This is a genomic window from Burkholderia sp. KCJ3K979, from assembly GCF_016759955.1.
Lineage (GTDB): Bacteria > Pseudomonadota > Gammaproteobacteria > Burkholderiales > Burkholderiaceae > Burkholderia > Burkholderia orbicola.
In genome coordinates, this window is sequence record NZ_JACFYV010000001.1 from 149,268 (window position 1) to 162,412 (window position 13,145).

Here is a 13,145-nt window from a genome sequence, read left to right on the forward strand (position 1 = left end):
ATATGAACGCGAACGGCAAATCCTTAACAATTGTGAACGGTGTTGGCGCCGCTGCTTTTCACACACGGTCAGCCCTGGTTGCGCTCGCCATGGCAGCCGTCGTCGCCGGCGGTGTGCTGGCCTCGCTGTGGGCCGCCTCATTCTTCCTCTACGCCAGCCTCCGGATGAACCCCCTGCATGCCGGCCTCTGGGGCTGGCCGGACGTGTCACTCGCGTGGCTGCACGGTCAGAAGCCGAACGCCGGACGGCGTCTGGCCGGTGCGGCGTTGCTGGGCGTGCTCACCGCGGTGGGCGGGCCCGCGATCGGGTTGTACACGCTCTGGGAAAGCACCGGACGGCGGCGTCTGTATGGCAGTGCCCGATTCGCCAGCGAAGCGGAAATCCGCGCAGCGGGGTTGCTATGAACGCGCCGCCCAACACTCATGCACCTGCCCTGGTCGTTGGCGTCTGGCGCGGGCGCTACCTGCGTTTTCATGGTCAGCAGTTCGTGTTGCTGGCCGCCCCCGCGCGCTCGGGCAAGGGCGTCGGTATCGTGATCCCGAATCTGCTGAGCTACCCCGATTCAGTCGTCGTGCTCGACATCAAGCGCGAAAATTATGCGCTAACCGCGGGGTTTCGGCGGGCGCACGGGCAGGACGTGTATCTGTTCGACCCGTTCGCGGAGGATGCCCGAACTCACCGGTACAACCCGATGTCGGCGATCTCGGACGGACTCTTCCGTGTGGGTGACATCCTTGCCATCGGCTACGCGCTGTATCCGGCCGGCGGCCACGATGATTTCTGGAAGGACCAGGCGCGCAATCTGTTTCTCGGCATCGTGCTGTTGCTCTGCGAGTGGCGTGACGCGCGAAGGGCAGGCAAGGGCGCGTCGATACCCGACTATCCCGTCACGATGGGCGAGGTGCTGCGGCAGTCGTCGGGCCACGGCATGCCTGTGAAATCGTACTTGCAACGCGCGCTGGTTCAGCATCGTGGGCTCCTAAGTGGCCCCTGCGTCGATGCACTGAACCGCTTCCTGTCGAACGATGACAAGGTACTCGCGAGCATCCTCGCGACCTTCCATGCCCCACTCACGATCTGGGCGAATCCGATTGTCGATGCCGCGACAAGCAGCAACGATTTTGATCTGCGTGATGTGCGCCGTCGTCGCATGTCCATCTACATCGGCGTTACACCGGACCACCTCTCCGAAGCCGCATTGGTAGTCAATCTGCTGTTCTCGCAGCTCGTCAACCTGAACACGAAGCAGTTGCCCGAAACCGATCCGACTTTGCGCTTTCAGTGCCTGCTGCTGCTCGATGAAATGACGGCCATCGGAAAGATTCACATCATCGCGCGTGCGGTCGCCTACATGGCTGGCTACAACCTGCGGCTGCTTTCCATTGTCCAGTCGATCGCGCAGTTGGAATCCGTCTACGGACGTGCCGATGCACGCACGTTCATTACGAATCACGCGATGCAGATCCTCTACGCACCCCGTGAGCAGAAGGACGCGAACGACTACTCCGAGATGCTCGGGACGTTCACCGAACAATCCCGAAGCATCAGCCGCCCAAGCTCCATGTTCGGTGGCCGCGGTGGGGCGAGCGAGAGCCTGTCCGAGCAGCGGCGCCCCTTGCTGCTGCCGCAGGAGTTGAAAGAGCTCGGGCGCGAGAAGGAAATCATCGTCCTCGAAAACACCAAGCCGATCCTTGCCGACAAGATCTGCTACTGGCGCGATCCAGAGTTTGCCTCGCGCATAGTCGCCGCGCCGTCGGTCCCCGCAGTGAATCTCGCGCGCTTTACGGCTCAGGTGGAGCGGCGTCTGCGTGAGGTGCAGCCAGAAGACGTCGATTTCGAGGGCGCGGGCGATATCCATCTGCCTGCCGAGTATCTGGAGATTCTGCAGGCGTGGGATCCACGCGATTTGCCGCCGAGCCTGTCGGATATGAACGAGGACGAGGTCACCGCCTACGTCGAGCGGCATTTCCTGCTGCTCGGTGTACCGGCAGAACGCGTTACACGAGCGACCCGGCAGCTAACGGTTGCGGACCTTGACGTTGCTGAGTTGCGGCCTGTCCGATGGACGCGAGCGAAACGTGGTTCGACATCGCGCGGCGCGTCGAACGTTGTGCCGGTCGAAGGAGCACGGCAATGAGCGAGCCCTACGTGGACGAGACGGTGCGCGTGCGGGCAGCGCTGGCGGTGATCCCCGCGGATGACTATGGCACGTGGGTAGACATGGCCTTTGCCCTCAAGAACGGTCTGGGCGATGCCGGTTTCGAGATCTGGGACGAGTGGAGCCGTACCGCGGCCAACTACAACGAGCGTGCGGCGCGCACAACCTGGCGGTCGGCGAAGGAGACGGGTGGCACGACGCTCGCGTCGCTCTTCTGGCTTGCCCGCCAGCACGGTTTCAATCTGAAGCGATCACTGTACCCCGACCAGATGACGACCGCGCTTGCGCCGCGCCCCGTTGTGCTGGAGCAGCGAGCGCATGAAGAAGCGCGACAACGGACCCGGCACGCGGCGGTAGCGCGCGAGGCGTACGCGATCTGGGAATGGGCTCGACCGGTCGGCCCCGAGCATCCGTATCTCGCGCGCAAGCGGCTGGAGCCGGTACCGACGCTGCGGGAGCTTGAAGCGCCCGAATTGCATGCGTTGCTGGGCTACCTCCCAGCGAGCGAGGGCGAGCCGCTAACGGGACGCGTGCTCGTGGTGCCGTTCTGGATCGGCGAGGCGATCTCGACGCTCGAACTCATCGACGAAAACGGACGCAAGTCGTCGCTCGCCGGAGGACTCAAGCGAGGCGGTTACTGGATTGCCGGGGAGGCACCAAGCGACGCTGAATCAGCCGCGCCGATTCTGATCGGCGAAGGGATGGCAACGGTGTTGTCGGCGCACCGCGCCACCGGCTGGGTGGCGTTGGCGAGTCTGTCGAGCGGAACGCTGCCTCAGGTTGCCGCGATTCTGCGAGCGCGATTTCCCGAGGCCGAGCTGGTGGTACTGGCGGACCTTGGCCCTGGCGAAGCCAAGGCTCGGGAGGCTGTGCAAGCGTCGCATGCCCATCTGGCGTTGCCGGTATTTGCGAAAGAGGAGCGGATCGATGACAAGTTGCCCACTGACTTCAACGACATGGCGGTGCTGTCGGGCTTCGCGAGCGTGGGCGACCGCCTTCGAGAGATAGTGTATCGGCACGAAGGGCCGTTGCCGCCGACCCTCGGGGCAGCGGCGGATTTGGAAACAGGAATGGTGCCGGACGAACAGAAGGAGGATGTGATGGGTAACGTGAAGGAAAAGCTGGTGACTGAAGCGCAGGAGCCGTCGCGGCGTCGCGGCTCGAAGCGCAGTGATCCGAAGCCGGTAGCTGCGCCGGAATCGCCCGCGACATTGGCAGTCTCGGGTACGGCCGAATCTCCTGCCACGACCACGGCTACCGATGACTCGCCTGCAGTCCCCTCGAGACAGTTCGCGCCGACGCGTCCCCCAGTGGGCGATCCGCTGTTTGCCGTGGCGGACGTGCCGAACGAGGTCAGGGCGCTGGCCGAGCATCGTTTCGGGTCACCACTGCGGATGGGTACGCCTCGCGAGAACGGCGGGCCCTACCGCGGCGAGGTCTTCAACACCGAGCACTACCTCATCCAGGAGGTTGCTACGCGCAGCGTGGTTTTCCATCCAAAGGTGCAGATGGAGTTCGTGTCCGAGCGACTGCGATGGATGGACGAGAACGCCCGGCTGAACGGCGCCGAGCTACAGGTCGGATACGACGGCGACCGCCCGAAAGTCTATCCGTGGGATCGCGCGCGCGACCTGCTTGAACGGGCGGTGGGATCGCTGAAGAAGTCGGCTCGCGAATTGAATTTCAGCCCGAACCTCGAGGTGATGCTCGATCAGTTACAGACGCGATCGTGGGCTCGCGTGCGGGAGGCCCGCGCGGCGGCTCTGGAGCAGTCGAAGGAGCGCGCTGCGTCGCAGGACACGCCCGGACCTGATCGCTAGCGGCCTTAGAGTCGCCAATCGCGGCAAATCATTAACGGAGTCGCACAATGACCGAAATCTCTTCCCCCGTCGATCCAATCATCAACGTGATCGAGCAAGACGTTTTCGGCCGCCCGAGTGCTGAAGCGCAGTCGAGTGGTGAACGGCGTAATGCTCTGGTCGACGAAGCTGCGATGGTCGCTGTGACAGCCCGACGCCGTCGCGAATTCGACGCGGCTCGTGCACGTCTACGCGACCAGGCGATCCGAGACGACGGACGAAGGTTAGACCCTGACTCACGCGCGGTCGCGGACAATCCAGCAGCAAACAACGGAACTGCACGGGTACCGCTGGAGCAGGCGCCCGAACGTGTGCGTAAGCGCTATCTGCGCGAGGGCCACCGGTATTTCTTGAAGGACGCCCCGTACCAACTGGCATTCGAGGATTTGGGTCTCTATCTCGTCACGGAGCACAATCGGCCGGACGTGGTGGAATCGATGGTCGACATGGCCGCTGCCAAGTCGTGGCGGCGCATTCGCGTCTCGGGCCACAAAGCGTTTCGCAGTGAAGTGTGGTTGCAGGCCACGGTACTCGGGATCGATGTGAGCGGCTATGAGCCGAAGCCAGCGGATCTCGCTCGTTTGGCTGATGCGCGGCAGGCGCGACTGAACAATCGGATTGAGACGGATGCTTCGGTAGTTCCGTCCGGGGCGCCCGCGCCTGCCAATGAACGTCCCGAAAGAGCGTCAGTCTCGGCGTCGCGTGATGAAGCGCCAGCTGTAGGCGTTGGCGCTAGCGATGCATGGCGCTTAGGAGCTAGGCACCAGCCCCAGGCCAGGGAGTATTCGGATCCACGGCTGCAGGCTGCGAGTGACGAACCCGAAGCGCCGCGCCGGTATGCAGGGGAACTGCGAGAGCACGGCCACGCGCCGTATCAGAACAATCCCGCCCGAAGCGACTCCTATTACGTGGTGTTTCGGGATGCCGCTGGCACGGATCAGGTCGTCTGGGGCGTGGATCTCGAGCGCGCGGTTCAGGAGTCGCACGCTGAGCCGGGAGAGCGCGTTGTCCTGGAAAACCAGGGTCGTCGGATGGTGACGATCAAGGCCCCGATCTTTGATGGTCAGGGCGTGATGGTTGGGAAGGAAGAGAAGGACGTATACCGGAATACCTGGCAGGTCGAACTCGCCGATCACCACCGGTCTGCGACCGTATCCGAGGCACGTTCAGAACAGGCGCCCGATGCTGCAGCGGCACCGGCGGATGGGGCGAGTAAGGATAGGCGAGAACGATCGCGCTTGGCGGTGTCTGACGAAGACAAGGTGTTGCATCTGGCGGTGCTGACTGGCGCCATGCGTGAACAGGGATTTAGTGCCCGCTCGATCTCGCGGGTGCGACAGCGTGCTGAAGCCATGCTCGATGCGTTTGCCAGGGATGGGATTCCGGTACCCCGGCCGCGCGTCTTCGACACGGAGGCGCCATCCGAACGTGAGCGCCGCGCGCGTCCAGCGCCGGAGCGCACGCGGACCCGCGAGCTTGAGCTCACACCTGCCGAACCGTCGTTACCGGCGCGATAAACGGGCGTCTGGAAATGCGCGTCCGTGAGCGATTGTGTGTCGAGCTGGCGGGAATGCGCCCGGTCTGGGAGGCATGGTGCGCGCGGCGCGGAGTGACAACTGCCGAGGGCGTGCGGCAGTTGATTGCGGCCGCGCTCGATGCCCATGAGAGCGACAGTAATGTGCCTGCCGGAATCGTGACTCGATCGACCGCTATCGATGAGCCCCGCACACGCATTGAGGTCAGGTTGACCAGCTCGGAACTTGAGGAGGTCGATAAGCGGGCCGCTGCGTCTGGTTTGACGAGTAACCGCTGGATCGTGGCGCTCATCCGTGCGCATTTGACCCGCGAGCCGCAGCTTGGACAAATTGAGATGACGTTGCTGTCCGATTCGAATCAACACCTTGCTGCGGTTAGCCGCTGGCTCTCACAGCTTGCGCGTGATGCATCGTTGGGACGCTTGGCGCCCGGTAGCGAGCCAAATCTGCGCGCGGTTCGGCAACAGATCGATGCGCACCTGTGCGCCGTCACGGCTGCGATTCGTGCGAATCTTGATCGATGGAGCCGATGATATGGCCTATCCGAAGATTTACATCGATGCCATGCTACTGAATTGGGGTGATCGGCTGTTCCAAGAACCGTTTCGACACGCCCGCGCGCCGCGGCTTTCTCGCGCGGGATTGCGCAGCGAAGCAAAGCGCATGCGTGAACAGCTGGCGCGAACCCTTCGGCGCACCCCCGAAGTCATGGTGAAGATCACCAACAAGGCGTCGAGTGCGCAAGGCATGGGCGCAGTGCGGCGACATCTACGCTATATCTCTCGCAACGGGAGCGTCGAGCTCGAAGACCAAAATGGAGACAGAATCGCGGGCGCCGAGGCTGTGCGCGATCTGGCCCGGACATGGCAGTTGGGCGGATGGGGGATACCGGAGACAAGTCACCGTCGTGAGGTTTTCAATATCCTGCTATCGATGCCGCCGGGAACAAACCGGCAGGCCGTGCGCGATGCTGCTCGTGATTTTGCGGCACTCGAATTTGGAGATGGGCGTGCGTATGTCTTCGCCGCGCACGACGACGAGCCGCATCCCCACGTGCATCTGAGCGTGCAGGTGAGGGGACCGGATGGGCGCCGGCTCAATCCGCGCAAACAGGATTTGAGGCGCTGGCGTGAGCGATTTGCGGAACAGCTTCGCGAGCATGGTGTCGACGCAAACGCCACGCTCCGACGTACACGTGGCGTGACAAAAAGATACCCCAGTCAGGGCGTCACGCACATGCTCGCGCGCGGTGAAGTGCCGATGTACTGGCGTGCCGTGGCGACCGAAGAGCACCGAGAGGCGGAATGGAGGGTCCACGATGGCGTATTTGCGGCGTGGCGGGAGGTGGCGCGGTCGATGGCGGCATCCTCCGTCAAGGCAGATCGTGCAATGGCCGCCAGCATTGTAGATTTCGTACGCGCCATGCCAGTGCGGCAACAGGCCCCCGCTCCCGAGGCCCGGCCGGAAACGGAGCCGACGCATGAAGATCGGAGAGTACCTGAGCGCGGCGATCAACGCGGTGGCCGGGACCCGGACATTGAGCGCTGATCCAGAAGTAGGGAGCGCGTAAGTCAACGGGCCGCGATGTTTCATCCAAAGCAGGCGTTGTGGCGCGCTCTTGCTGTCCTCGGTCCTGTGACCTCTATCGCTGGGCATCCATCACCGCATAGTCTGGATTGGAGGGCGACAATCATTTTGACCGGCCGTGCTGCTTGACGCTATCCACTGGATTGACGTCCGACGGGCAGGCACCATGGCGGACGGGGTGCAATGTGCAGAACTGCAGCGAGGCTCTATCTCTTGGTCCGTTGCGATATGCGTGGTCAGGCGTGTTCGATGGAATATCTCCACCGCGATTGATTCATGGGTCGATGAGCCAAGCGGGCGCACCTTTATACGTCGCGAAGAGCAGGAAAAGCAAAGCGATGGCGACGAGCGGTAGGCCGTAGAGCGTGACGGGAAAAAACAGCACGAGCTGAAGCAACGACCCGCCGATGCCGTACATGAAGTTCGTTTCCCGTACGTTTTCGTGTACGAGCTTTGAGACCGCAACAATTCCCAAGGCCATCACGGCGATTCCCACATACGTCGGCACATGATGGAGCGAAGCGGTCGCCCATGCGTAATATCCCCACCATACGAGATTGATGGCGATAGCAGCCAGCCAAAAACCGCGCATACTGAAAATGCTGTGACCGAATCTGCGTCGGCAGCGGCGACTTAGCTGTTGGACTCCTCCGACAACCGCTAGGATGGCACCTGAGACGATGATCAGCTTGTGCGAATTCATATAAGTCTCCAGACATCACTGTGGTTCGCCGTGGCCTATCGGAATGGTAGTGTGCCTTTTGTTGGCTACCGCGGATTTGGTTGAAGGGAAAGCAGGAATCTCGCTGCCGGCGGAGTAACATTCGCCCGCCCGTCCGGCCTCAGGTCCATTCTTCCTCGTTCAGATAAGACCGATTACCATGAGCGGAGTTGCTGTTGAATAAGCGCGATATCTATGCAGAACGCTCGGATACTTAGCAGCTTCGTGACGTCCCTTTGCAAGGCACGTTCATACAGATCGAGAAATAGCGGGCACCATGCTTCGGGATCGTTCTCACAGGGTTCCGTCGGTTGCGCATTGGAGTCAACTGGCTCGCCGACGGCGCCAGGAGAAAGAGGGATATCAATCCTACTTACTATGTGATCGCGCGAAACGGCTCTGCCGTCGGTCGACAAGAACAGAATGGTCGCGATCAGTTCTACGTCCTCGTCCAACTGTTCAACGTGCCGTGCCTGTGCTGCGGCGAGACTATAGGCCGTGGCCATTTCGCTGCCACGACGACCGATCCACAGTTCCGCCTGACTGAGTTGCTCGTTGAGTCTGCGCAGTCCGCGGTGTTCCTGTGCATTTAGGCTTGTGAAAAGCCTATGCGACGGTGGTTCTCCGGACACTCGACGCCTCACGCTACGCGAGGCTCGCCGAGCCAAGAAAAAGTGGCGTCCATAGCGATTTTGTCACTCATAGTGAGTGTAATCATAGAGCGTGGTCTTATACAGGTCAAATCCGTACGCTTGGGCATCTGATTATTAGAGATGCCAATGCAGTACGACCCGCTAAGCCTGTTTGGGCGACGGTTAATGGAACTTCGCAAAGCCAAGGGATGGTCGCAAGAGCGACTTGCTCTCGAGAGCGGGCTGGCTCGTTCTTACCTGGGAGGTATAGAAAGGGGGCAACGCAATGTCGCGCTCTATAATATCTGCGTGCTGGCCGAGACCTTGGGCGTTCCCCCGTCTTCTCTACTGGTGTTCGATATGACTACCGGGACGAAACGGGAACTTGGGAAAGGATGAGTTCTTGTGCTAAGGCTCCTACTGTCTCGGGGCAAGCACTCGTGGGCTACCTTTTTCGTCTACTCGTCGCGTCTAGGCTGCCGACCCAATTTTTGACTTTCGAGATGGCCGGCCTTCTGCCTGGCGTAGCGTAAGGCTGCTGTCAAAGCATTACGAGCAATGCGGGGCGGTACTGCAGTTTGTGAGGATTAGGCATCTGACGTGCATAAGGCTGACCTAGATCAAACAGACAGCGTCAGACCGTCCGCCCCACTTCGGCTACTAGCCGCCGGTCGTGGTCGGCATCCAATTCGACTGGCGGAGGTCTCGTTCGCCCTCGCTCAATGGCCGGTATCGGGCGAGTAAATTGCGGAGGAGGGCGCTGCCATAGCCCGCAAGGACCGGATGTTCGGCATCGGCCGTCAGTTTGGTGACAATCGGAACGGTGAGCGCTGGATCGCCTGCCGGCCCCGCTTCTTCCTGCCCGTTCGCGTGCTCTCACGCCTGTTCCGCCGGCGCTTCCTCGAAGCGCTCGAAGTGGCCCACCGGCATGGCCAGTTGCAGTTCTTCGGCGAGTACACCGGGCTCGCTGATCGTGCCACCTTCGCCCGGTGCCTTGCGCCGCTACGTATCTGCGAATGGGTGGTCTACGCCAAGCGCCCGTTCGCCGGACCTAAGGCGGTACTCGAGTACCTCTCACGCTATACACACCGCGTCGCCATCTCCAACCAGCGCCTGGTCACCTTCGATCAGCGTGGCGTGACGTTCCGCTGGAAGGACTACCGCGCGAAGGGGCGCACCCGCTACAAGACCATGACGCTGGAGGTAGGCGAATTCATGCGCCGCTTCCTGCTCCATGTGCTGCCCGGTGGTTTCCATCGCATCCGTCACTACGGGCTGCTCGCCAACCCCGTGCGCCGCGCCAGCCTCACCAAGGTGCGTGAGCTGCTGCGCGTTGCACCCGAGATCAGTCCGTCACCGGACGACGCCGTCACCGAAACCTGGCCCGTCTTCATCTGCCGGCACTGCGGTGCACCGATGATCGTCATCGACATCCTCGCGCGGAGCGCCCCGATCCGCGCACCGCCAATACGACGACATCAGACATGAGCATCACGGTTCCTCGATCTCCCTGTTCAACGTCGGCGATGCGGCAACGCGACCCACGCGAGGACGTCTGTGTGTGTCGCTTCGCGAAGCTACACACACGCCTGCCTCATCATCGCGATTGCACGACTGCACCGATTTGCTACGGCGTCCGCGCCCGTCCTGCATCCCGCCTGACCGCGTCGCATCCGAGACCGCTGAGCATCCCGGCCTATCAATCGCCATAGCCGCAAAGCCTCCAACCGCATCGGGGCACCCCGCGGTTTCGTCCATCGGGCTTATTCGACGCCTGCCGACATGCGCGGCGGTATGCACATTCCTGGGGCCGATGGCATGCATCGAATAAACCTTAACGATTGTTGATTGAGCACGCTAGCGCCCCCATGGGCCAGTGAGCGCCGAACTCCGCTCTTGTTGAGCGAGGCGTACGCCTCACTCGCAAAATGCAGAAATGGGCGGCCCACCTTTCGCGTACCGTCGAAGCCTTGCCTACCGTCAGCGGTGTAGTCCTCGCGCCACTGTGGACTGCGCACGTGAGTAGGGGTCGAGTTTTGCGGACACGTCGTGCTGCTCCAAGAACGGGGCGTACAAGGGTCGCATTCCCGCGTCGCTGACAGACGGATTGACGTCGAGATCTCCATGGTGCCCAAAACCGGCGAGAGCCTATCCTGCCATCCCATGTTTTCAGTGCATTTTTGGTCGCCCGGCGTAAACGTTTTGCGTAGAGCGCGCCGTCCTCGCGTCAATGTCCGTTATGGCACCGGCGTATCGCGTGCGAACGGCGTGCGAGGTTTTTGCGTCGAGGTCACTCCGTCCAGAGTAAACGCCGTGCGTATGTGAGTGCGTAAGCGTTGCACAGCCTCGTGCGTGATGTTGTGCGTCCCGGTGTGCTTCTCTTGTCTCGAGATTACGCACCGCAGCGCGTTTTCCTTGTTCTGAAAAGTGCGAAGCGCTGGCGTATCGGTAGAGCGATTTGCGTGTGGCCCAAATCTCAAAAGGCGTACGGCATCTCCATGCGATGAGCACGATGGGCACAGCCGTGCGCGTACTGATTGCGTGAATGGGTGTGAACCGTCATGCGTTCAAGCTGCGTCGTACAGGTGCGGTGAACTGCGCGCCCCAGTGTGTCAAACGTTTGTTGCCGGGGTGAATGAACGGGCGTGCTGAAGGAGAATGTTGGGCGGACTGCGGGACACGAAGCGTGAGCGTCGCGCAAAGCACATGCGAGCGGTCATGCGTGATGGCGAAACTGTTGTGCGCGGACCACGTGCGAAAAAAAGTGCGTTTTCCCACGGTGTTCCCCTGACTTCCGGACCGTTCTCTCGTGCGCAGTCCGTCGGTAAAAATGGTGTTGACGCGTGCGCATGTCCTGCGCACGATGACGACGAGGCCGTGCGTTACGGCGTGCGCAGGAGAGTGAGTATGCCTGTCGCAAAGTGTTATGCGAAGGCGCAATGGGAGGCGTTTGCGAGTGCGCTCGATGCGTTGCCTGAGAAACCTGATGCCGAGCGGAACGTTTCGGTACGCGAGGCGATGAAGGAGATGCGCGCACGTGTGCGTGCGGCACAGGCGAAGGGCTACACACTGGAGCAGATCGCGGAGCAGGCCAAGCCGCACGGAATCGACATCACGGCAGGAACGATCCGCTATGCGCTGCGCGCTGCCGGAAAGGGCGCCACCGCCGGAAGTGGTAGCACACGCGCGTCATCCGGCACGCGTGCGGCTGGGCAGGCGGGTGGTCCGGCGGCTCGGCCGCCTGATGCTCCGGCGCGCACGAATCAGGTCCGCAAGGACGGGGGAAAGACCGTAACTAGACAACCGACGCCGGTGCAGGGCACGCTCGGATTTGCGATCCGGCCCGACACCGACGATCTGTAGGGAGTCGAAATGGACACGACAGTCAATCCCATTTATCTCGTGGGCGGCGGCAAGGGCGGTGTCGGCAAGAGCGTGGTCGCGCTCGCACTGGTCGATCACCTGCAACGGCGGGGTGTGAATACTGTATTGGTAGAGAACGACACGTCGAACCCGGATGTGATGCGTGCGGTACATGGCGAGATCGCGTGCGCGTCATTCGACCTGGACAAGGCTGGTGGCTGGATCGATTTCGTGAACTACTGCGACGAACATCGCGATGCAGTCGTGGTGGTCAGTACGGCGGCACGCAATCAGGATGGCATCACGCGGTATGGCGCGACCCTCGGTACGACGCTCGATGAACTTGGGCGGCGGCTCGTCGTGTTCTGGGTCATCAATCGCCAGCGCGACAGTCTCGAACTGCTGCGGCAGTTCGGTGAGACGTTCCCGGATGCAACAGTGCATGTGGTTCGCAATGGCCTGTATGGCGCGCCGGAACGCTTCGTGTTGTATCAGGATTCGAAACTGCGCAAGAGCATTGAGGTGAAGGGTAAGTCGCTGGACTTTCCGGAACTGGCCGACCGGGTTGCAGACGACCTTCGCAGTCAGCGGCTGTCGGTAAGCAAGGCGGTTGAGACATTGCCCATCGGTCAGCGCGCGGAGTTGCTGCGCTGGCGCGCCTGCTACGACGCGATGTTCGCCCGGGTGACCGGTGATGCCTGAGCGGCGTTCGCGTCGCGCGCGTCCGGCCGATCCGCTTGCGCGACTTTTTCTTGAAGTCAGCGGAGAAAAGCCGGACGATGCAAGCCTGCTGCGTATGCGTCGGCTATCGGCTGCACTGAACCTGCGTGACAACGATGCACTGTGGTCGGTGCTGGCGGCGCTCGAATACTACACGCGGCTCTACGAGGCGATACCGGAGCGCGTTCGGCAGGCGGGTAAGGGGAACTTCGATGCCGTGCAGGCCGAGGCCCGCGCGGCGACGGATGCACTGATGAAGCAGCACCGCGATGCGCTTGCGCGCTGCAAGGCGACAATTGAACTGGCCGAACAGATGACCAGCGAGCAGGAGGCGCGCTACCGTGCCGTACTCGCGGCACTGAACGCGGAGGCGCTGAATGTCCTCTCGCGACGCGCGGCGAACCGGATTGCACGGGTCGCCGGAAACCGGCTCGTGGGTGCAATGGCGGTTGCGGCGCGTGAACAGCGGCAGCGGCTCGACGCGGCGCTCGCGTCGTTCGAGCAGGTCACCATGCGGCGAATCGTGAGGGCGTGCCACGGATTGGTGGTCGGCGGCCTGTTGGTGATGAC

Annotated in this window: 11 protein-coding genes and 1 pseudogene; 11 read left to right on the plus strand and 1 reads right to left on the minus strand. The window is 62.0% G+C overall.

Features of this window, described 5'->3' with window-relative positions; all coding sequences use genetic code 11:
- Positions 1 to 2 precede the first annotated feature (2 nt).
- From H3O04_RS00685 to H3O04_RS00710, 6 genes are read left to right on the plus strand one after another with little or no spacing between them, the layout of a single operon-like run.
- A complete protein-coding gene (locus H3O04_RS00685) occupies positions 3 to 404 on the plus strand; it encodes a hypothetical protein (protein ID WP_202586859.1) in 402 nt (133 codons plus the stop codon).
- Complete coding sequence (locus H3O04_RS00690) at positions 401 to 2,137, plus strand: type IV secretory system conjugative DNA transfer family protein (protein ID WP_202586860.1); 1,737 nt, start codon at positions 401 to 403, stop codon at positions 2,135 to 2,137. The genes H3O04_RS00685 and H3O04_RS00690 overlap by 4 nt, the downstream gene beginning before the upstream one ends.
- Positions 2,134 to 3,978 (plus strand): PriCT-2 domain-containing protein, encoded by a 1,845-nt coding sequence (locus tag H3O04_RS00695; protein WP_202586861.1) that lies wholly within the window; start codon positions 2,134 to 2,136, stop codon positions 3,976 to 3,978. The genes H3O04_RS00690 and H3O04_RS00695 overlap by 4 nt, the downstream gene beginning before the upstream one ends.
- A 47-nt stretch (positions 3,979 to 4,025) precedes the next feature.
- Positions 4,026 to 5,534, plus strand: a complete 1,509-nt coding sequence (locus H3O04_RS00700; protein WP_202586862.1) for an LPD7 domain-containing protein — start codon at positions 4,026 to 4,028, stop codon at positions 5,532 to 5,534.
- Between the two features lie 53 nt (positions 5,535 to 5,587).
- Positions 5,588 to 6,085, plus strand: a complete 498-nt coding sequence (locus H3O04_RS00705) for a plasmid stabilization protein (protein ID WP_237666111.1) — start codon at positions 5,588 to 5,590, stop codon at positions 6,083 to 6,085.
- Position 6,086: 1 nt separating this feature from the next.
- Positions 6,087 to 7,100 (plus strand): relaxase/mobilization nuclease domain-containing protein, encoded by a 1,014-nt coding sequence (locus H3O04_RS00710; RefSeq protein ID WP_202586864.1) that lies wholly within the window; start codon positions 6,087 to 6,089, stop codon positions 7,098 to 7,100.
- A gap of 313 nt (positions 7,101 to 7,413) precedes the next feature.
- On the opposite strand, the gene H3O04_RS00715 is transcribed toward H3O04_RS00710, so the two are convergent.
- Positions 7,414 to 7,842, minus strand: coding sequence for a hypothetical protein (locus H3O04_RS00715; protein ID WP_202586865.1), 429 nt, complete (start codon positions 7,840 to 7,842; stop codon positions 7,414 to 7,416).
- A 797-nt stretch (positions 7,843 to 8,639) separates the two neighbouring features.
- Here H3O04_RS00715 and H3O04_RS00720 point away from each other — a divergent pair.
- The 5 genes and pseudogenes from H3O04_RS00720 to H3O04_RS00740 all read left to right on the plus strand — a co-directional run.
- Positions 8,640 to 8,891: a helix-turn-helix domain-containing protein gene (locus tag H3O04_RS00720; RefSeq protein ID WP_202586866.1), complete on the plus strand. Its 252-nt coding sequence runs from the start codon at positions 8,640 to 8,642 to the stop codon at positions 8,889 to 8,891.
- A gap of 408 nt (positions 8,892 to 9,299) precedes the next feature.
- Positions 9,300 to 9,980 (plus strand): annotated as a pseudogene (locus H3O04_RS00725) (IS91 family transposase); the annotation flags it as partial.
- Positions 9,981 to 11,399: 1,419 nt separating this feature from the next.
- Positions 11,400 to 11,855 carry a hypothetical protein gene (locus tag H3O04_RS00730; RefSeq protein ID WP_202586867.1) on the plus strand — a complete coding sequence of 152 codons (456 nt, stop codon included), beginning with the start codon at positions 11,400 to 11,402 and terminating at the stop codon, positions 11,853 to 11,855.
- A 9-nt stretch (positions 11,856 to 11,864) separates the two neighbouring features.
- The gene (locus H3O04_RS00735; RefSeq protein WP_202586868.1) at positions 11,865 to 12,557 is read left to right on the plus strand and encodes a nucleotide-binding protein; all 693 of its coding nucleotides are present in this window, start codon (positions 11,865 to 11,867) and stop codon (positions 12,555 to 12,557) included.
- On the plus strand, positions 12,550 to 13,145 hold a 596-nt coding region (locus H3O04_RS00740), incomplete at its 3' end, for a hypothetical protein (RefSeq protein ID WP_202586869.1). The genes H3O04_RS00735 and H3O04_RS00740, both read left to right, overlap by 8 nt.